Origin of the sequence: Asticcacaulis biprosthecium C19, assembly GCF_000204015.1 — a bacterium.
Lineage (GTDB): Bacteria > Pseudomonadota > Alphaproteobacteria > Caulobacterales > Caulobacteraceae > Asticcacaulis > Asticcacaulis biprosthecius.
In genome coordinates, this window is sequence record NZ_GL883077.1 from 1,232,171 (window position 1) to 1,249,928 (window position 17,758).

The 17,758-nt window shown below is 61.9% G+C and carries 17 protein-coding genes and 1 other RNA gene; 14 read left to right on the forward strand and 4 right to left on the reverse strand.

All coding sequences use genetic code 11. The features are described 5' to 3' along the window. Positions 1–58 precede the first annotated feature (58 nt). The 6 genes from ABI_RS06010 (at position 59) to ABI_RS06035 (ending at position 5,412) form a co-directional block, all read left to right on the forward strand. Entirely contained in the window at positions 59–1,048 is a 990-nt protein-coding gene (locus ABI_RS06010; protein WP_006271979.1) for a D-alanine--D-alanine ligase family protein, read from the forward strand. Beyond that, a complete protein-coding gene (locus ABI_RS06015) occupies positions 1,048–1,443 on the forward strand; it encodes a DUF4259 domain-containing protein (RefSeq protein WP_006271980.1) in 396 nt (131 codons plus the stop codon). The genes ABI_RS06010 and ABI_RS06015 overlap by 1 nt, the downstream gene beginning before the upstream one ends. Positions 1,444–1,518: 75 nt before the next feature. Further along, on the forward strand, positions 1,519–2,163 hold the full coding sequence (locus tag ABI_RS06020) for a hypothetical protein (RefSeq protein ID WP_006271981.1): 645 nt from the start codon (positions 1,519–1,521) through the stop codon (positions 2,161–2,163). A 12-nt stretch (positions 2,164–2,175) separates the two neighbouring features. Further along, a complete protein-coding gene (gene metH / locus ABI_RS06025; protein WP_006271982.1) occupies positions 2,176–4,833 on the forward strand; it encodes a methionine synthase in 2,658 nt (885 codons plus the stop codon). A gap of 67 nt (positions 4,834–4,900) precedes the next feature. Next, complete coding sequence (locus ABI_RS06030; RefSeq protein ID WP_006271983.1) at positions 4,901–5,140, forward strand: CopG family ribbon-helix-helix protein; 240 nt, start codon at positions 4,901–4,903, stop codon at positions 5,138–5,140. Beyond that, positions 5,137–5,412, forward strand: a complete 276-nt coding sequence (locus tag ABI_RS06035; RefSeq protein WP_006271984.1) for a type II toxin-antitoxin system RelE/ParE family toxin — start codon at positions 5,137–5,139, stop codon at positions 5,410–5,412. The genes ABI_RS06030 and ABI_RS06035 overlap by 4 nt, the downstream gene beginning before the upstream one ends. Here ABI_RS06035 and ABI_RS06040 read toward each other — a convergent pair whose 3' ends face one another. The 3 genes from ABI_RS06040 to ABI_RS06050 form a co-directional block, all read right to left on the reverse strand. Then, positions 5,413–7,812 carry a bifunctional diguanylate cyclase/phosphodiesterase gene (locus ABI_RS06040; protein ID WP_006271985.1) on the reverse strand — a complete coding sequence of 800 codons (2,400 nt, stop codon included), beginning with the start codon at positions 7,810–7,812 and terminating at the stop codon, positions 5,413–5,415. Between the two features lie 70 nt (positions 7,813–7,882). Beyond that, entirely contained in the window at positions 7,883–8,134 is a 252-nt protein-coding gene (locus ABI_RS06045) for a hypothetical protein (RefSeq protein WP_006271986.1), read from the reverse strand. A gap of 100 nt (positions 8,135–8,234) precedes the next feature. Continuing rightward, positions 8,235–9,002, reverse strand: a complete 768-nt coding sequence (locus ABI_RS06050) for a hypothetical protein (protein ID WP_006271987.1) — start codon at positions 9,000–9,002, stop codon at positions 8,235–8,237. 157 nt (positions 9,003–9,159) lie between these two features. Between ABI_RS06050 and ABI_RS06055 the strand changes: the two genes are divergently transcribed. The 8 genes from ABI_RS06055 to ABI_RS06085 all read left to right on the forward strand — a co-directional run bounded on the left by ABI_RS06055 (position 9,160) and on the right by ABI_RS06085 (position 17,233). Beyond that, a complete protein-coding gene (locus ABI_RS06055; RefSeq protein WP_006271988.1) occupies positions 9,160–9,837 on the forward strand; it encodes a TerB family tellurite resistance protein in 678 nt (225 codons plus the stop codon). Positions 9,838–10,182: 345 nt separating this feature from the next. After that, positions 10,183–10,503, forward strand: a complete 321-nt coding sequence (locus tag ABI_RS06060; RefSeq protein WP_006271989.1) for a hypothetical protein — start codon at positions 10,183–10,185, stop codon at positions 10,501–10,503. A gap of 15 nt (positions 10,504–10,518) precedes the next feature. After that, positions 10,519–11,274 carry a peptidoglycan recognition protein family protein gene (locus ABI_RS06065; protein ID WP_006271990.1) on the forward strand — a complete coding sequence of 252 codons (756 nt, stop codon included), beginning with the start codon at positions 10,519–10,521 and terminating at the stop codon, positions 11,272–11,274. A 1-nt stretch (position 11,275) separates the two neighbouring features. Next, positions 11,276–11,644, forward strand: coding sequence for a DUF423 domain-containing protein (locus ABI_RS06070; protein WP_006271991.1), 369 nt, complete (start codon positions 11,276–11,278; stop codon positions 11,642–11,644). Positions 11,645–11,683: 39 nt separating this feature from the next. After that, positions 11,684–12,067: RNase P RNA component class A (gene rnpB, locus ABI_RS23650), an RNA gene on the forward strand. A 133-nt stretch (positions 12,068–12,200) separates the two neighbouring features. Continuing rightward, entirely contained in the window at positions 12,201–13,544 is a 1,344-nt protein-coding gene (locus tag ABI_RS06075) for an APC family permease (RefSeq protein ID WP_006271992.1), read from the forward strand. After that, complete coding sequence (locus tag ABI_RS06080) at positions 13,541–14,575, forward strand: aromatic ring-hydroxylating oxygenase subunit alpha (RefSeq protein WP_006271993.1); 1,035 nt, start codon at positions 13,541–13,543, stop codon at positions 14,573–14,575. The genes ABI_RS06075 and ABI_RS06080 overlap by 4 nt, the downstream gene beginning before the upstream one ends. A gap of 219 nt (positions 14,576–14,794) precedes the next feature. After that, positions 14,795–17,233 carry a PhoX family protein gene (locus ABI_RS06085; RefSeq protein ID WP_006271994.1) on the forward strand — a complete coding sequence of 813 codons (2,439 nt, stop codon included), beginning with the start codon at positions 14,795–14,797 and terminating at the stop codon, positions 17,231–17,233. Between the two features lie 97 nt (positions 17,234–17,330). Here ABI_RS06085 and ABI_RS26430 read toward each other — a convergent pair whose 3' ends face one another. Beyond that, positions 17,331–17,453 (reverse strand): hypothetical protein, encoded by a 123-nt coding sequence (locus ABI_RS26430; RefSeq protein ID WP_006271995.1) that lies wholly within the window; start codon positions 17,451–17,453, stop codon positions 17,331–17,333. Positions 17,454–17,758 lie beyond the last annotated feature (305 nt).

The following is a 17,758-nucleotide window of genomic DNA, read 5'->3' on the forward strand; positions in this document are numbered from 1 at the left end:
TTGAAGCGATTCCAACCTTGGCCTATGAGAGCCAGGAATTCGCAAAGCTGGCGCACCCATGAAACCCACCATCCTTTTCGGCGGCACCAGCCGCGAACGTCTTGTCTCCGTCGCTTCGGCCCAGGCCCTGGCGCATGCCCTGCCCGACGCCGACCTGTGGTTCTGGGATCATGACGGAACCGTCAATGTGACCTCGCCGGCGGCGCTCCACGCCCACGATCGGCCGTTCGAGTTGCCGTTCCGTGCCGATGGAATCCTGATCGGCGACATGGCCGGGTCGCTGGATCTGGCGGTGCACGAGAACCGCGTCCTGGTCTTGGGCCTGCATGGCGGCTCGGCCGAAAACGGCGAGTTTCAGGTCCTGGCCGAGGCGCGCGGCGTACCTTTCACCGGCTCGGGCTCTGCGGCGTCTCACCTGGCTTTCGACAAGACCGCCGCCAAGCGGTTCGCCGGCCTGGCTGGGGTCCATTCGCCGTCATCGGTGTCGCTGGATGAACTCGACGAAGCCTTTTCGCACTATGGCAAGCTGATCGCCAAACCGGCCCAGGATGGCTCGTCGTTTGGCCTGATCTATGTCAATTCGTCCCAGGATCTGGCCGCCGTCCGCCGCGAAGCGAAGACCACGGCCTATGTCATCGAGCCCTTCGTCACCGGCCCGGAAGCCACCTGTGGCGTGCTGGAACAGGCGGACGGTTCGCTGATCGCCCTGCCACCCGTCGAGATCGTGCCGGCAGAGGGGACGTTCGACTACAAGAGCAAGTACCTGGCCGCCGCAACGCAGGAAATCTGTCCGGCCCGGTTCGCGTCCGAAATCATGGCGCAACTCCGGGACCTGTCCATCAAGGCCCATAAGGCCATGTCATGTCGCGGCTATTCGCGGTCGGACTTCATCATCTCGGACCATGGGCCGGTCTATCTCGAAACGAACACCCTCCCGGGCCTGACCAAGGCGTCGCTATATCCCAAGTCGCTGAAAGCCCAGGGTATAGAGTTTGTCGACTTCCTGAACGGCCAGATCGAGCTGGCGGTAAAGCGGGCAGGGCGCTGATGGGCGCCTGGTCACACGGTCCGTTCGACAATGACGATGCCGTCGACTTCATGATGGAGCTGGAAAACGCACCATCATGGGAGACGGTGCGCGCCATTTTCGACGCCGTGCTGGCCCATGACAGCTATATCGAACTTCCCGAGGGCGCCCGGGCCTACGCAGCTGCCGCCCTGATAACCGTGGCCACCGGCAAGAGTGACGTCTCTGCCCAGGACATCTATATGACCGTCGACGCCATGGGCCCCCCGCCCGATGGCCTGGTCGCCGTGGCCAAGCGCGCCTTGCGCCAGATCACCCGCGGCGATTCCGAAATACGTGAACTCTATCTCGACAGTGGCAGTTATAACGAATGGCTCGATACCGTGGCCGAAGTTGACAAGGCACTAGCCGTATAGACGAGATCATGCCTTAAATCAGCCATTGATGTCCGACGTGACCAATCAATCTCCCAAGGGAAAGGGCTAGAAAACATGACGCTCGATTTGCCGGCAATGTCTGCACAGTTTTCGGTAACTATCGAAACCCTCGCAAACCTTGTTACGCTTCTGTCGTTCCCGATTATCGTCGCCTCGATTTTTGCTGCGTTTCAGCAGATTCGATCTCAAGCAAAATTGTCGGCAAATGAGATTTCCATAAAGGCCCTGGATCACTTTTACGGAAGCTTCATGGCGACATCGGCCTTGCGGCGTGATCTTCAAGCGAGGTTCGACCGGGGTGATACAACTGTCTCGCGCCAGGAAGCCATGCAATATTATTATCAATATTGGCAGCAGCGTGAATTGGAGTGGGAGTATTTTGTCCGAGGCCTGATCTCGGTCGACATGTTTGCGCGTTGGAGTGAAAACTGCGTTCGTCACATAATCGGGCTACGTGACTTGAACTATTACGACCATGGGCAGACGCACAAACTGAGTTCACGAGAAATTTTTGAAAACAACGTCCTTGGAAGCATTTTGCGTCGAAGCGACGATTGCCGCAATTTTTATGCCGACCTGTTGGCCCTAACGGACAAGATAACTACCTCGGGCATTGACCCCCAATCGGACGAAGCTTATCGCCTCATCAAACTGTTTGTTTTTAGACGGGCGCGCTCGCTGAAAATCAAAGCCCCGTAATCTGCTGGAATTATGACCCCTACCTTTATCAATATCGGCGAACGCACCAATGTCACCGGCTCGGCCAAGTTCCGCAAGCTGATCGTCGAAGGCGACTATACCGCTGCACTCGATGTCGCCCGCCAGCAGGTCGAGGCCGGCGCTGCCATCATCGACATTAATATGGACGAAGGGCTGCTCGATTCGGTCGCCGCCATGCGCACCTTCCTGAACCTGCTGGCCGCCGAGCCCGACATCGCCCGTGTGCCGGTGATGATCGACTCGTCGAAGTGGGAGGTGATCGAGGCCGGGCTGAAATGCGTTCAGGGCAAGGCCATCGTCAATTCGATTTCGATGAAAGAGGGCGAGGACAAGTTCCGCTCCGAAGCCACCAAGTGCCTGCGTTATGGCGCCGCCGTGGTGGTCATGGCCTTCGACGAGGTCGGCCAGGCCGATACCGCCGCGCGCAAGATCGAGATATGCAGTCGAGCCTATCGCATCCTGGTCGACGAGGTCGGTTTCCCGCCGGAAGACATCATCTTCGACCCGAACATCTTTGCCGTGGCGACCGGTATCGACGAGCACAACAACTATGCTGTCGACTTTATCGAGGCCACGCGCGCAATCAAGCAGGCTCTGCCCTATGCCCGCATCTCGGGCGGGGTGTCGAACGTCTCGTTTTCGTTCCGCGGCAACGAACCGGTGCGCCGCGCCATCCACAGTGTCTTTCTGTACTATGCCATCCAGGCCGGCATGGACATGGGCATCGTCAATGCCGGCGACCTGCCGGTTTACGATACGATTGACGCCGAGTTGCGCCAGGCGGTCGAGGACGTGATTCTGAACCGGCCGCAGCGTCACAACATCAGCAATACCGAATATCTCGTCGAGATCGCGCCGAAATACAAAAGCGACAAAGGCCAGGTCCAGGTCGTCAACCTTGCCTGGCGTGAAGGCAACGTCGAAGATCGGCTGAAACACGCCCTGGTCCACGGCATCACCGAATTCATCGACGCCGACACCGAGGAGGCGCGGCAACAGGCCGTGCGGCCGCTGCACGTTATCGAAGGCCCGCTGATGGCCGGAATGAATGTTGTCGGCGACCTGTTCGGCTCGGGCAAGATGTTCCTGCCACAGGTGGTGAAGTCCGCCCGCGTCATGAAACAGTCCGTCGCCTACCTGATGCCCTATATGGAGGCCGAAAAGGAAGCGCATGTCGCGGCCGGCGGCACCTACCAGGCGGCCGGCAAGATCCTGATGGCGACCGTCAAGGGCGACGTCCACGACATCGGCAAGAACATCGTCGGCGTCGTGCTCCAGTGCAACAATTACGAGGTGATCGACCTGGGCGTCATGGTCCCGGCTGACCGTATCCTCGCCGCGGCGCGCGAGCACAAGGTCGACATGATCGGCCTGTCCGGCCTGATCACCCCGAGCCTGGATGAGATGGTGTTTGTCGCGCGCGAAATGCAGCGCACCGGCTTTGACATTCCGCTGCTGATCGGCGGGGCGACGACGTCCAAGACCCACACGGCAGTCAAGATCGAGCCCGGCTATACGAACAACCAGGTCGTCTATGTCCTGGATGCTTCACGCGCGGTTGGTGTGGTGTCGAACCTGCTGGGGGAGGAACGCGACAATTTCGTTGCCCAGACCAAGGCCGACTACGACAAGGTGCGCCTGGCCTATGGCCGCAACGACAATCGCCCGCGGTCCAGCCTGTCCGAAGCGCGCGAGAACCGCTTCAAAATCGACTTCGCCGCTGAACCGCCGGTCAAGCCGGCCTTTCTAGGGCTGAAGACCTTCTCGCCCTATGACTTGGCTGACCTGCGTGACCATATCGACTGGACGCCTTTCTTCGCCACCTGGGAGTTGGCCGGCAAGTTCCCCTATATCCTTGACGACGAGATCGTCGGTCACGCCGCCCTGCCTCTGTATCAGGACGCGCTGAAAATGTTGGACCAGATCATCGACGAGAAGTGGTTTGAGGCCCGTGGCGTCGTCGGTTTCTGGCCGGCCAATGCGGTCGATGATGACATCGAAATCTATGGCGATGAAGACCGCACCGAGGTCATCGCCCGCCTTCATACCCTGCGTCAGCAGATGAAAAAGACTCGCGCAGACCAGAGCAATACGGCTCTCGCGGACTTTGTCGCGCCCAAGGGCATGCCGGACTGGATCGGCGGGTTCGCCGTCACCTCCGGCCATGGCGAAATGGAGATCGCGCGCAAGTTCAAAACTGCCGGCGACGACTACAACGCTATACTGGCCACGGCGCTGGCTGATCGTCTCGCCGAAGCCTTTGCCGAAGCGTTGCACAAGAAGGTGCGGCGCGAACTGTGGGCCTATGCCGCCGACGAAGACCTGGATATCGATGGTTTGATTGCCGAAAAGTACAAGGGCATCCGTCCGGCGCCGGGCTATCCGGCCCAGCCCGACCACACCGAAAAGTGGACCCTGTTCGACCTGCTGGACGCGCGGTCGCGCACCGGGATGGAACTCACCGAAAGCCTGGCCATGACTCCGCCGGCCTCGGTGTCGGGGATGTATTTCGCCCACCCGAAATCGCACTATTTTGGCGTCGGCAAGATCGAGAAGGACCAGGTGGAGGACTATGCCCGCCGCAAGGGCTGGGCGGTCGACGAGGCGGAGCGGTGGTTAAGCCCGATTTTGAATTATGTGCCCAGCTAGTCGATTGTAATCGTATTGACGAAACTTGATTTTAAGCTGACTATGTCTACCTGTCCACGAGATGTCCATGAGCACGCGCACCGTCACCGCCCATATCCCCGTTGAACTGGCCGAACAAGTTGACGCCTACGCGAACAAGTTGGATCGTCCACGCGGTTGGATCGTGAAGCAGGCGCTGCAGAATTGGGTCAGCCTCGAAGAGCGCCGCCATCAGATGCTGCTGGAGGGGCTCAAGGATATCGATGAGGGACGGGTTGTTGATCACGCCGAGATTGTCGTTTGGGCCAAGACTCTTGGCGAATCATGAAGATCCAATGGTCCTCGGCTGCCAACAGGGACCTTGTCCGGCTGGCGGAATTTCTCAAGCCTGTTAATCCGCGTGCTGCGGCTCAAGTAGTTCTCAACATCATTGTCGCCGTTGAAAAGCTAGCCGACTACCCCGAAATCGCGCCACGAATCGAAGGCCATGATGACCGGGATATCCGTTCGCTGATGATAGGCGATTACAATTTGCACTACGAAATCAAGGGTGACTTACTTCTGATCGTCCGCATCTGGCATGGCCGGGAAGACCGCTGACTACCCCTGCGCCAGCAAACGTGCTTCCGCCGCCTCAACGGCTTCCGGGCGCCCGAACAGGTAACCCTGGGCCTCCTCGCAGCCTTCCAACTTGAGCAGGTCCAACTGGTTCTTGGTCTCGACGCCCTCAGCCAGGACCTTGATCTCCAGGCTGCGGCCCAGGGCCACAATCGCTCGGATGATGGTCCGGGCCTGCGGATTGGTCTCGCTGTCCTTCAGGAACGAACGGTCGATCTTGATCTTGTCGAACCGGAACGCGTTCAGTGTGTCCAGCGACGAATAGCCGGTGCCGAAATCGTCGATCGCGATGGTCACGCCCAGAGCCTTCAACTGCCGCAAGATATGCAGGGCGCGCGTCCGGTCGGCGATGACCATCGACTCGGTGATTTCCAGTTCCAGCCGGCGCGGCGACAGGCCGGTGCGGTACAGCGCCTGACGCACAAATGCCACCAGATCCGGATCGGTCAGTTGCGCCGGCGACAGGTTGACGGCGATCTTGATGTCGCCGTTCCACTTGGCGGCGTCCTCACAGGCCTGGGCCAGAACCCACTTGCCGATCTCGATGATGGCGCCGCATTCTTCGGCAATCGAGATGAATTCGACCGGCGGCACCAGGCCGCGCGTCGGGTGCTGCCAACGCACCAGGGCCTCGTAGCCGACGATACTGTTGTCACCCAGCGAGCGCTGGACCTGGTACAGCAGGCGCAGTTCGTCGTTCTCCACGGCAGTCCACAGGTCGCGGGCGGTGTTGCGGCGGACGCGCGCGGCCTCATCCATGCTGGATTCGTAGTAGCAGATTTTTTCCGCCAGGCCTGACTTGGCGCGGTACATGGCCAGGTCGGCATTGTTCAGCAGCACGTCGCGACTGTCACCGTCCTGGGGGAAGATGGCGACCCCTAAGCTGGCGCCCGGCTTGACTTCGAAGTTGTCGATCAGCATCGGCTCGTTCAGGGCCACGCTTACCCGTTCCAGAAAGGCTTCCAGGTCGCGGGCGTCATCGTGGCGCATGACGGCGACGAATTCGTCGCCGCCGACGCGTGCGATGGCTTCCTGGCCGTAGACGATGGATTTCAAGCGGGTGCCCAGGATCCGCAATACCTCGTCACCGGTGGCGTTGCCGTTCTGATCGTTGATTTCCTTGAAGCCGTCCAGATCGATACCGATGACCGCGACCTGCTCGCCGCGCGCATTGGCCACGGCCAGGTCCTTGTCCAGCAGGTCCAGGAAGTGGGTACGGTTGGGCAGGCCGGTGAGGGCGTCATGGCGTGCCATATAGGTGATGCGGGCCTCGTCGCGCTTGCGCGAGGTAATATCCCGGGTGACCTTGGAAAATCCGATATGCCGGCCGTCCTCGTCGAACATCGGCGTAATGACCAGGTCGACCCACAAGGTGGTGCCGTCCTTGCGGACGCGTTGTCCCTCGGGTTCGTGATAGCTGCCACTGTGCAGGGCCAGGTCGAGGATGTGGCGCGGTTCTCCGTCCTTCTGTTCCTGAGGCGTGTAGAAGATCGAGAAGTTGCGGCCGAGGATTTCTTCGGCTTTGTAGCCCTTGATGTCCTGGGCGGCGCGATTCCAGTCGGTGACGTTGCCATCCACGTCCAGCATGCAGATGGCGTAGTCCTTCACGCTCTCGACCATCAGCCGATAGCGGTTTTCATTGCGGGCGCGAACCTTGTCCAGCTTTTGGCCGAACAGGGCGGCCAGCAGGCTGCCCAGCAGGACGCTGAAGGCGGACACCGCGATCAGGGTCGACATATGGGTAGGCGACAATTGCACACCGCTGGTGATGCGCGTCGGATCGGGCTGGATGGTCACTGCGCCCATGGCGGTAAAGTGCAGGGAGGCAATAGCGAGGACCAGAAGGCCTGTGGCGCCGGCGATGTGCAGCCGGGTGTTGCCTCTTGCCGCAACGGCGACCGCTGCCGCCGCCAGCCCAGCGCCCAACACAACGGACGCAGCCACCAGGTCAACCGCCCACAGGATCTGAGCCGGGACTTCGATAGCGGCCATGCCGATAAAGTGCATGGCGCCTATGCCGCTGCCGGCGATGGCACCGCCGGCCCAGGCGGCGTGTCGGAACGGCTGGTAGACCGCCAGGGCGAGACCGCTGCCCGTGATGGCGATGGCGATGATTAGCGAAATGAGGGTCAGGCTGATGTTGAACCCCAGCGGAATGCCTGGGTTATAGGCCAGCATGGCGATGAAGTGCGTGGCCCAGATGCCGAATCCGGTGGCCACCCCGGCCAGGCTCAGCCATTTGATCCGCTGCGACGCCTCGGCGCGCTGAGACCAGTGCAGCAGGTGGATCGCCGCAAAGCTGGACGTCAGGCAGATGACAACGGCCAGCAAAACCAGGCCATAGTCATGCTGGTCGCGAAGGCAGAACAGGGTGCGAAACATGGACCACTCAAGAAAGGTGCTTACGCCTGTCTACACCAAAAAACCGCTACGCCCGGTTAACACATGGCTGTCAACCCTTGGCATAGCCCCGTGCGATCGATTGCTGTCCTGCCTTGCCCTGAAGCAAAGCCTGGGCTTCGCCGGACAGGGAAACCACATCCCACTTTCGGTTGAGGGCATCCTGGACGACGGGCAGCACCTTGGGCATCGGACTGGCGTATTTGCCGACATAGTCCGGTTCCTTTGGCTTGTACTTGCCGATGTAGTCCTGAAATTGCGGGCGATAAATCGCCGCGCCGTGGGTAAAGACAGGTCCGCTCATGGTCGCCGCTCGTGGGTTGAGAAGTCTCTCCTGTGTAAACAGAGTTTAAGACTACCTTGAGCGGCTGAATAAGAGGTTGTTAAACAAGCTTAACAGTCTCTTACCGGCTTTCGGGCTTGGTGTCCGGCAATTTCGGCAGGGACTGGGATTGTGTGGCGCGACGGGCCAGGGTGTTGGTGGCAATCGGCGCGTCCGGATCGGCATGGTCCACTGTTTCGGCCGTCAGCACCGGCTTGGGCAGTTCGTTGTAGTCGTGCGGCCCACCCGAGGTCATGACCGCCTCGATGGCGTCCAACTCGGCATCCGTGGCCATCTCGGCAAACAGGTTGGGGTGGCCCGACAGCCGAACGGCGGCGTGTTCGCAATCGCCCGGCAACTGCCAGGTGGCATGGGCGCCCGCGGCCTTGGGCAGTTCCGAGGCCCGCGCCCCTTTCCAGGCATCATAGCCCAACTGGCGCGCCTTTTCGGCCTGGGCATGACCCGCCGGCGTTGCGCCCTTGCCCGACAGGGTGAGGGCGGCCTCATAGGCGCGCAGATAGGACTTACCGATGGTCTGCAAGGTTTCGTCGACAGGCAGGACCGGATCGACCTGTTTCGCCAGTTCCATATTCCCGGACAGGATGCCGTGGCACCAGGCGACACGCTGGTAATCATCGGCGGGCGCATCCTCGATAACCGGCGCATGGATCGAGCCATCGGGATTGAAGCCGGTTTCGATGACCGCATTGACCGGTGCCGGCGCGGGTTTGGCAGCAACCTTGACGGCGGCGGGCTTGCGCCGGGGCTTGGCGTCGGCCGGCGTCACGGCGGCACTGAAGGCAAAGAGGCTGGCGGTCAGGCTGAGGGCGGTCGCGGTCAAAAGGCGCAAGGACTAAACTCCGTTTACGGTCGTAAAGGTCTTATACAGCAACCAAGGCAAAAAATCGGCGTCCTTTTTAGGGGTTGCTCTGATTATGTAGCGTTACAAAAACTTTAGGACATCCTTTGCCTAAATTCGGCTATACTCCCCCCTTAAGGGAGTGGATATGTCGTTTTGGAAGAGTTTGGCGCAGAAGGCGATCCGTCACTTCGATGCCGCGGAATGTACGGAATGTCCCAAGGGGGCGCCTGGCGCCGACCCGGCTTTCGCCACGGCCGTCACCGCGCTCGGCGCCAAGCTGGCCATGGCCGACGGCCTGGCCCAGGAGGTCGAACAGGCTGCCTTCCTCAATGTCTTCCAGCCCGAGGCCGGTGCGCGACGCGACGTCCTGCGCCTGTACGATCTGGCGCGGCAGACCAGCCTGGGTTTCGAATCCTACGCCCGCCGTCTGGCCAAGCGTTACCATAGCTGCCCGCAGATCCTCGAAGATGTGCTGGAAGGTTTGTTCCATATTGCCGTGGCCGATGGCCATCTGAGCCACCCGGAAGAAACCTATCTCGAAACCGTCGCCGAATTGTTCGGCTTGTCGCGGACGACCTATCGCAAGGTCCGTGCCGGCTATGTCGAACCGGACGCGCACGATCCCTATTACATACTGGGCCTGACGCCGGCAGCGTCCGACGACGAGATCCGCGTGGCGCGCCGCCGCCAGCTGACGGAATACCACCCTGATACCCTGCGTGCCCGTGGCCTCCCGGTCGATTTCGAGCCGCTCTATACGCGCAAGGCCGCCCTGATCAACCATGCCTACGACCAGATCAGCCGCGAACGCGCGCTGATGTAAAAAAATGCGCCAGGCGGGTCTGCAAAGGGCCGTTTTCTGCGCTTCCGGTGCTCACGTACGAAATGTTGGTTGTGCTAACGCTTCGCTCTTTGAGCACGGGACGCTCCGCTCCGGTTCTCGAAACCAGCCTTTTTCGACTCAGCCTGACGTTTTTCCCGAGCACGTCCGTTCAGGGGAATGTTAACCCTGTAACGAGATTGTGAGTGTTGGCAAATTGACAGCCATGCTTAAAAAAATCTTAAAAACTGGTATGTCAGACTGCGCAGAGGTTGACGGCAGGCAATTTCGTGCCAATCTGTACAATGCGGGACCGAGCTCGTCCCTGCGTGTGAGGTGTTAGTTTCCATGTCCGATCAAGACACAAACTTTGCGGCTTTCTCGCGGACCTACCGGCCCTGGGGTCAGGTGCGTCGCAAGAACCTGATCTCGCGTATCCTGTACGGCATGGTGATGACCCTGGTCGGTCTTGCTGTCCTGGCCGGGCTGGCGGTACTGGTGGTGTTTGCGGGCATGGTCGTGGTCGCCGGTGTCGTGGCCTTCGCCCTGATCGCTGTGGCTGCCCTGTTCACACGCAAGCCCTCCAAGGTGTTCGTCCGGACGCAAGCGCCCCGCGCCGACGGCGTGATGGAAGCCCGCAAAAAAGGCTCGACCTGGACGGTTTACTAGGTCTAATCAGGGCATATGGCCCTGATCGAACTGCCTTCACCCAATTTCAACGAACGCACGACGCCGCCCGATATGGCGGTGTTGCACTATACCGGCATGCGCACAGCCCAGGCAGCTCTGGACCGGCTGCGCGACCCCGCGGCCCAGGTGTCCTCGCACTACTGCGTCGATGAAGACGGCAGCGTCTATCGCCTGGTCGCCGAAGAGCGCCGCGCCTGGCACGCCGGCCTTTCCTTTTGGAAAGGCGCCAGCGACATCAATGGCGTGTCGATCGGTATCGAGATCGTCAATCCCGGCCATGAGTTCGGCTACCGCGACTTCCCGGCCGCCCAGATCGATGCGGTGATCGGCCTGCTCGACACTATCCGTACGCGCTGGGACATTCCGGATTCCCGAATTGTCGGTCATTCGGACGTCGCGCCGGCGCGCAAGGCTGATCCCGGTGAGCGTTTCCCCTGGCCCGTCCTGGCAGATCATGGTCACGGTCTCTGGGTCGAGCCTGCTTTGCCGCCGGAGGGTGTCATGGGCCCCGCCCTGACGGTCGGCGACACCGGACCCGGCGTCTTTGCCCTGCAGGGCGCGCTGGGCAAGCTGGGCTACAACATCCTGCCCGGCGGGCCCTATGATGACGAAACCGCGACCCTCGTTCGCGCCTTTCAACGCCACTGGGCGCCGGACCGTATCGGCACCGATCTCGAAGGCAAGGCGGACGCCCTGACGCGCGTGCGGCTGATGGCTCTACTGCGACACATAACCCTGATGGAGGCCTGACATGACGGATCTACCTGAGCCGGAAACCAAATTGCCGTACTTCTTTGCCGGTATGATGGGCTTTGTCGGTGTCATTATGCTGGCCATGGGGTCGCACCCGCCGTCCACGGGAATCCTGGCGACCGGCGGGCAGTTCCTGCTGCTGCATGCGCCTGCCGTCATGACCATAACGACCCAGCGTGGCTTTAGCGGCGTTTACAAACGCGCGGCCCAGGCCCTGTTGCTGGTCGGCCCCGCCGTTTTCGCCGGGCAGATAGCGATCCATGCCGGCAGCGGAAATCCCGTTCCCTTTCTGGCCCCGATCGGTGGCGGCCTGACCATACTGGGCTGGCTCTGCGCTGCGATCGGCGCGATCCGCGCGGTGAAGTAGCTTGCTTTCCATCGACTTACAGCGCACATAGGCGCCGGGCCAGATGACCGGGCGGTCGCGGAATTTCCCTACAAAGGGTGTTTCGAGGAAAGTCCGGGCTCCACGGTAATATGACGGCGGGTAACGCCCGCCAGGGGTGACCCTAGGGATAGCGCCACAGAAAGCAAACCGCCGTACTTGTACGGCAAGGGTGAAAGGGTGCGGTAAGAGCGCACCGCGCGGCCGGTAACGGAAGCGGCATGGCAAGCCCCGTCAGGAGCAAGACCAAATAGGAACGGCGCGCTGTCGGCAACGGCAGCAGGGCATTACCGCCCCGGACCGTTCGGGTAGGTTGCGTGAGCCGTCCGGCGACGGGCGGCCAAGAGGAATGATCGCCACGACGGCAACGTCGTACAGAACCCGGCTTACAGGTCATCTGGCCCATCAAATTCGTTGTCCTGACTTTGCGTGTTGGTTCCGCGACCGAAGGCCCCGCGGCGGATGCCGTTACCGTCGCAACCGCCGCTCTTGACGCAGGCGTAAGCCGGGCGCAGTCTCCCACGTTTGGGAGGCGCGTATGGACTCAGCGAAAAAAGTTGGCCTGTGGGACATCGTCCTTTATGCCGTCGCCATGAATTTTGGCATCCGCTGGCTGGCTGTCGGTGCCGCGACAGGGCCCGTCGCCATTCCCATCTGGATCCTTGCCGCCATCCTGTTCCTGGTGCCCTTGTCCCTGGCCACAATGGCGCTGTCGGAGAAATTTCCCGGTGAAGGCGCCATCTATGCCTGGACGCGCGAGACCATGGGGCCGTTCGCCGGATTTCTGTGCGGCTGGATCTATTGGGCGTGCAACCTGCCCTTCTTTGCCTCGCTGATCGTCTTCGTCATTAATCTGGCCGCCGGGGTTATCGGTGGCGATGTCGCGGCGGCGTTGCGGCACCCGGCCGGCGCCCTGGCTGCAACCGCGGTCATCGTTGTCGTCATGGCGTTCACCCACGCCCGCGGCATCGGCACCGGCAAGTGGATTTCCAGCATTGGCGCCGTGGTGTCGATCATCCTGGCCCTGTTTATCATTGGCGCCGGCTTCCGCCTGGCCGGCGTTCAGGGCTCGGCCACCGATTTCGCCACTGCCGACTACCTGCCGAAACTGGACGCCAATGCCGCCGTGCTGTGGGCAACCATGGTCTTCGCCTATGGTGGCGCGGAAGGCGTCGCCCTGTTGCGCAACGAGGCCAAAGGCGGAGCGCGGACCATTGTCACCGCCCTGATTATGGTCGGGGCCGGCCTGACCGTGGCCTATGTGTTGGGCACGGCCGGCATGCTGATGATCCTGCCTCAGGCGGAAGCTTCGGCTCTGGGCGGCTTGCCCGATGCGCTGGGCGTGGCGGCACAGAAGCTGGGCGTGGCCAATCTGGGCCCGTGGCTGGTTGGTGGGCTGGCGATCGTGATGCTGGGCGGGCTCAATGCCTGGTTTGGTGTGGCAGCGCGGTTGCCCTTCGCCGTCGGTATCGACAACATGCTGCCCGCCGTCATCGGTCGGCGAGATCCCAAGACCGGCGCGCCGTATGTCGCGATCTTGCTGCAGGCGTTTCTGGTCATTGTCATCACTGCCCTGACCCAGGTGGGCGTCGATAGCCTCAATAAGCTCTATGGCCTGATCCAGGCCATGTCGACCCTGACCTATACTTTGCCATTCCTGTTCCTTTTTGCCGCCTGGTGGAAGGCCGATGCGCGGCCATGGGCACGGTGGACGGCTGTGCTTGGTTTCCTGGTGGCGCTCAGCGGCGTCTTGTGCAGCCTGGTGCCGGGTGCGGGAACGACTGTTGCCGATGTCCTGAAACTGGCCGGGTCGGGCGCCGTCCTGGTGGTGTCGGGCTGCATCATCTATCTGGCTTACCTCCTGCGAAAGAAAGCGTCATGAGTCACGACACGGCCCCCAAGCTCAGTGCTATCGTCACTGCGCCGGCCGATTGGTATGTCGATCCCGCTCTGTGGCAGGTCGAACGGCGCAAGGTCTTCGCCGGCAACTGGCAATTCCTATGTCACGAAAGCGATGTCGAAGCGCCGCGGCAATGGCGTGCCGATGTCCTGGCCGGCTACCCAGTGGTCGCCGTGCGTGGCGATGACGGCGTGTTGCGCGGCTTCCACAATGTCTGCCGCCACCGTGCCGGTCCACTGGTCAAGGACGAGGCCGGCGTCTGCGATGGTCATCTGACCTGCGAATACCATGGCTGGAAGTACATGCTGGACGGCCGGCTGCGCATGGCGCGGGACTTCGGCGCGGCCTCCGATTTCGACCCGCGCGAGTACGGTCTGTTCCCCATCCGCCTGGCCGTGTGGCGCGGCCTGGTCTTTGCCGGCCTGAACGAGGTTCTGCCGGACCTGGACGAAGAGCTGAAGCCGCTGGACGCGCGGCTGGGTGTGCTCGACTGGTCGGGCTTTCGGGTGGGGTTGCGCCGTTCGCACCTGCTGGACTGCAACTGGAAGACCTATGTCGAGAACTATCTCGAAGGCTATCACGTGCCCAATGTCCATCCGAGCCTCGATGCCGAGATCCTGTCGGACCAGTACAAGGTGACGGTTGACGGCAAGGTGGCGCTGCACGAGGTGCCGCCGCGGTCGCAGGATGCGGTCTATGATGGCGTCTGGGCGTGGCTGTGGCCCAATGTCGCCATCAATGTCTATCAGCGCGGCCTGATGATCGAGCGCATGTCGCCGGTTGGTCACGACAACACGCGGCTGGACTATACCTATTTGACGCCGGGCGGAGAAAAGGTGGCCGCCGAGACGCTGGCCATGTCCGATCAGGTGACGGCCGAGGACAAATGGATCGCCGAAAGGGTCCAGGAAAACCTGAATGCCGGGGTTTATCGGACGGGGCGGTTGTCGCCGAAGCACGAGATTGCCGTGGCGGCATTCCAGACCTGGGTGAGGGATGCATTGGAGATTTAACTTATCGTATGGTGATTGACGGCTAAGAAGACCCCTCCGTCTCGACGCGTTTCGCCCCGTAGGGGGCTCACTTGCTCGCCACCTCCCCATCTTCGATAGGGAGGAGAAGAAAGAACAGGTGCCGCGCTTATGAAGACGTCATAAAACCTACACCGGTCTGGTAAAAACCCGACACAAAACCCGGTCATCAGGGACTTCCCAATTCTCGAGGAGGCTCCCGTGTCCGAACATCATCTTACTGGCCGTCATGACGACGGCGATATCCAGCTCAACACCTCGGCCAATCCCAGCCTGAACGATATGATCGCCGAACGGGGTTCGCGCCGGCAGATCCTGGGCGGCATGGCCTCGGTGGCCGCCCTGTTCGGTCTCAGCGCCTGCGGCAACGATAAGAGCGACTATAAGGTCGGGGCACCGATCCTGGCGGGATCGTCGGGCGCCTCGTCCTCGGGCCGCGTGGTCACCCTGACCGGCGTCCCGGGTGAGGCCACCGATCCGAAGTGGACTCAGGTCTCCGGCCCCGCGGTCACCCTGACCACGGTCGATGCCGTTACGGCGACCTTCGTGGCGCCGTCGGTCTTTACCGCTACCGACCTTGTTTTCGCCTTCTCGGGGACCCGCAACGGCGCGGCCGTCAGCCAAGCCACCGTTCTGACCGTCAGCCCGGCCCAGCTCGGTTTCCCCGCCATCGCCAAGAACCGTGACGACGTCGTCACCGTGCCGGAAGGCTACAAGGTCACGGTGCTGTACCGGATGGGCGATCCGATCCTGGCCGGCGTTGCGGCCTTCGCCAACAACGGGACGGACACGAACTTTGCAGGGCGCGCCGGCGATCACCACGACGGCATGGCCTATTTCGGCCTGAACGCCGGCGGAACGCGTGATGATTTAAGCTCGGTGCGCGGCCTGCTGGTCATGAACCACGAGAACATCACCGACCAGTACCTGCACACTTCGGGCCCGACCTCGGCCGGCGGCGTCCGTCCGGAAGCCGAAGCCATCAAGGAAATCGAAGCCCACGGCGTCAGTGTCGTCGAAGTCGTCCAGACTGGCGGCGCCTGGACCTACGTCCAGGGCAGTGCCTTCAACCGCCGGGTCACGCCGAACACACCGACGACCTTGCGCGGGCCTGTGCGCGGCGACGCCCTGGTGAAGACGGCCTATTCCACCGACGGCACGGCCGGCCGCGGCACGGTCAACAACTGCGCCAACGGCTATAGCGCCTGGGGAACCTATCTGACCTGCGAGGAAAACTGGGCCGGTTATTTCCGTCGCGCCGCCGGTGACAATGCCGCGCGCACGGCCAAGGAGGTCACCGCGCTGGGACGTTATGGTCTCTCGGCCGGCGCCGGTGGGGCCGGCAACTGGGCCTCGGTGACGGCGGCCAATGCGGCTGACCAGTCGCTGTTCTCCAAGTGGAACCTCACGGTGACCGCGGCCGACGCGACGGGCGATTACCGCAACGAAGCCAACCAGTATGGCTGGGTCGTCGAAATCGATCCGTACAATCCGGCCGCGACGCCGCGCAAGCGCACGGCTTTGGGCCGCATGGGCCACGAAGGCGCCTGGCCGGCCCCGTTCGTCGCCGGCCGCAAGCCGGTCTTCTATATGGGTGACGATTCGCGCGGCGAATATTTCTACAAGTTCGTCTCCGCAACCGCGTGGAGCGAGGCCGACGCCACGGCGACCGACCGCCTGGCCATCGGCGACAAATATCTCGACAACGGCACCCTCTATGTCGCGCGTTTCGACGCCACCGGCCAGGGCGTGTGGTTGCCGCTGACCTTCGGCACCGGCCCGCTAACCGCTGCCAATGCCGCCTACGCTTTCGCCAGCCAGGCCGACGTCCTGGTCAATGCCCGTCTGGCCGCCGACGCCCTGGGCGCCACCAAGATGGACCGTCCGGAATGGGCCGCCGTCAATCCGGCCAATGGCGAGGTCTACCTGACCCTGACCAACAACAACGCGTCCTTACGTCCGCTGAATGGCACCAATGCCGCCAATCCGCGCCACTATAACGATCCGAAGGGGGCTGCGAACCAGTTCGGCAACCCCAATGGCCACATCATCCGTCTCCACGAAGCCGGCGACACCCCGGAAGCGACCAGCTTCCAGTGGGACATCTACGCCTTTGGCGCCGGTTCCGACCTGGATGCTGCGATCAATGTCTCGGGCCTGACCGCTGACAACGACTTCTCCAGCCCCGACGGCCTGTGGTTCTCGCGTGCGTCCAGCCCTGCCGGCAAGGTCAATCCGCTGCTGTGGATCCAGACCGACGACGGCGCCTTTACCGATGTGACCAACAATCAAATGCTGGCGGCCATGCCGGGCAAAGTCGGCGACGGGGGTGCGAAGACCATCACCAACACCGGCGCAGGTGGCGCCACGGCTACGCAGGCGACCTTCGTCGGCAAGGCGCCGGGTCTGCAATTGCGCCGCTTCCTGGTCGGTCCGAAGGAATGCGAGATCACCGGTATCGACTCGACGCCGGACGGCCGCACCCTGTTCGTCAACATCCAGCATCCGGGTGAAGCTGGTACCGCCGCGGCACCGTCGTCCAACTGGCCGGCCAGCCAGTCGGGCGCGGCGGCCGGTTCGCGTCCGCGGTCGGCTACGATCGTGGTCACCAAGAACGACGGTGGCGTGGTCGCGCTGTAAGGCGCAAGTTCTGACGTCTCCAATGCCGATGGTCGTGGCCTGTTCTCCATTATGGGAGGGCAGGTCACGGGTCGTCGGCATTTTGCGTTTTCGGGCCCTATAGCGGCCGCTCGACCTCGGCCGCAACGACCGCGCCCAGCCTCTGGCCGCCTGGATAGCCGAAGACAGCATCGGCGCGCTGATCGACGAATACTTGGGCGTGCGCAACCCGTTGAGCCATCCTGAAATCCGTGATGATCCGAGGCTAAAAATTCCTGTCCATCGAATCCAACGGACACTCTGTTTCAGGATGGTTGTGAAGCCGGGTGGATAGCCGGACGTATCTTGAAGAGGGGAGCCACAGATCATCACGGATGCCGCTTCGCGGACACGGATCGACACGGATTTCATTGTGGGAGAGCCGGTCGCTCGAAATCACCCCGATCTCAGGGCGTTGCTATCGCGCGACGTCGATGAAGCTGACATTTCATCCCCAGCCATCGCGGTAAAATCCGGGATGGATCCCCACCGTTTGCAGAAAATTAA

Coding starts and splice junctions, on each gene's coding strand:
- ABI_RS06010 (WP_006271979.1), top strand. CDS start 59: ATGAAACCCACCATCCTTTTCGGCGGCACCAGCCGCGAACGTCTTGTC.
- ABI_RS06080 (WP_006271993.1), top strand. CDS start 13,541: ATGAGTCACGACACGGCCCCCAAGCTCAGTGCTATCGTCACTGCGCCG.
- ABI_RS26430 (WP_006271995.1), bottom strand. CDS start 17,453: ATGGCTCAACGGGTTGCGCACGCCCAAGTATTCGTCGATCAGCGCGCC.
- metH (WP_006271982.1), top strand. CDS start 2,176: ATGACCCCTACCTTTATCAATATCGGCGAACGCACCAATGTCACCGGC.
- ABI_RS06065 (WP_006271990.1), top strand. CDS start 10,519: ATGGCCCTGATCGAACTGCCTTCACCCAATTTCAACGAACGCACGACG.
- ABI_RS06070 (WP_006271991.1), top strand. CDS start 11,276: ATGACGGATCTACCTGAGCCGGAAACCAAATTGCCGTACTTCTTTGCC.
- ABI_RS06055 (WP_006271988.1), top strand. CDS start 9,160: ATGTCGTTTTGGAAGAGTTTGGCGCAGAAGGCGATCCGTCACTTCGAT.
- ABI_RS06020 (WP_006271981.1), top strand. CDS start 1,519: ATGACGCTCGATTTGCCGGCAATGTCTGCACAGTTTTCGGTAACTATC.
- ABI_RS06030 (WP_006271983.1), top strand. CDS start 4,901: ATGAGCACGCGCACCGTCACCGCCCATATCCCCGTTGAACTGGCCGAA.
- ABI_RS06035 (WP_006271984.1), top strand. CDS start 5,137: ATGAAGATCCAATGGTCCTCGGCTGCCAACAGGGACCTTGTCCGGCTG.
- ABI_RS06045 (WP_006271986.1), bottom strand. CDS start 8,134: ATGAGCGGACCTGTCTTTACCCACGGCGCGGCGATTTATCGCCCGCAA.
- ABI_RS06040 (WP_006271985.1), bottom strand. CDS start 7,812: ATGTTTCGCACCCTGTTCTGCCTTCGCGACCAGCATGACTATGGCCTG.
- ABI_RS06075 (WP_006271992.1), top strand. CDS start 12,201: ATGGACTCAGCGAAAAAAGTTGGCCTGTGGGACATCGTCCTTTATGCC.
- ABI_RS06060 (WP_006271989.1), top strand. CDS start 10,183: ATGTCCGATCAAGACACAAACTTTGCGGCTTTCTCGCGGACCTACCGG.
- ABI_RS06015 (WP_006271980.1), top strand. CDS start 1,048: ATGGGCGCCTGGTCACACGGTCCGTTCGACAATGACGATGCCGTCGAC.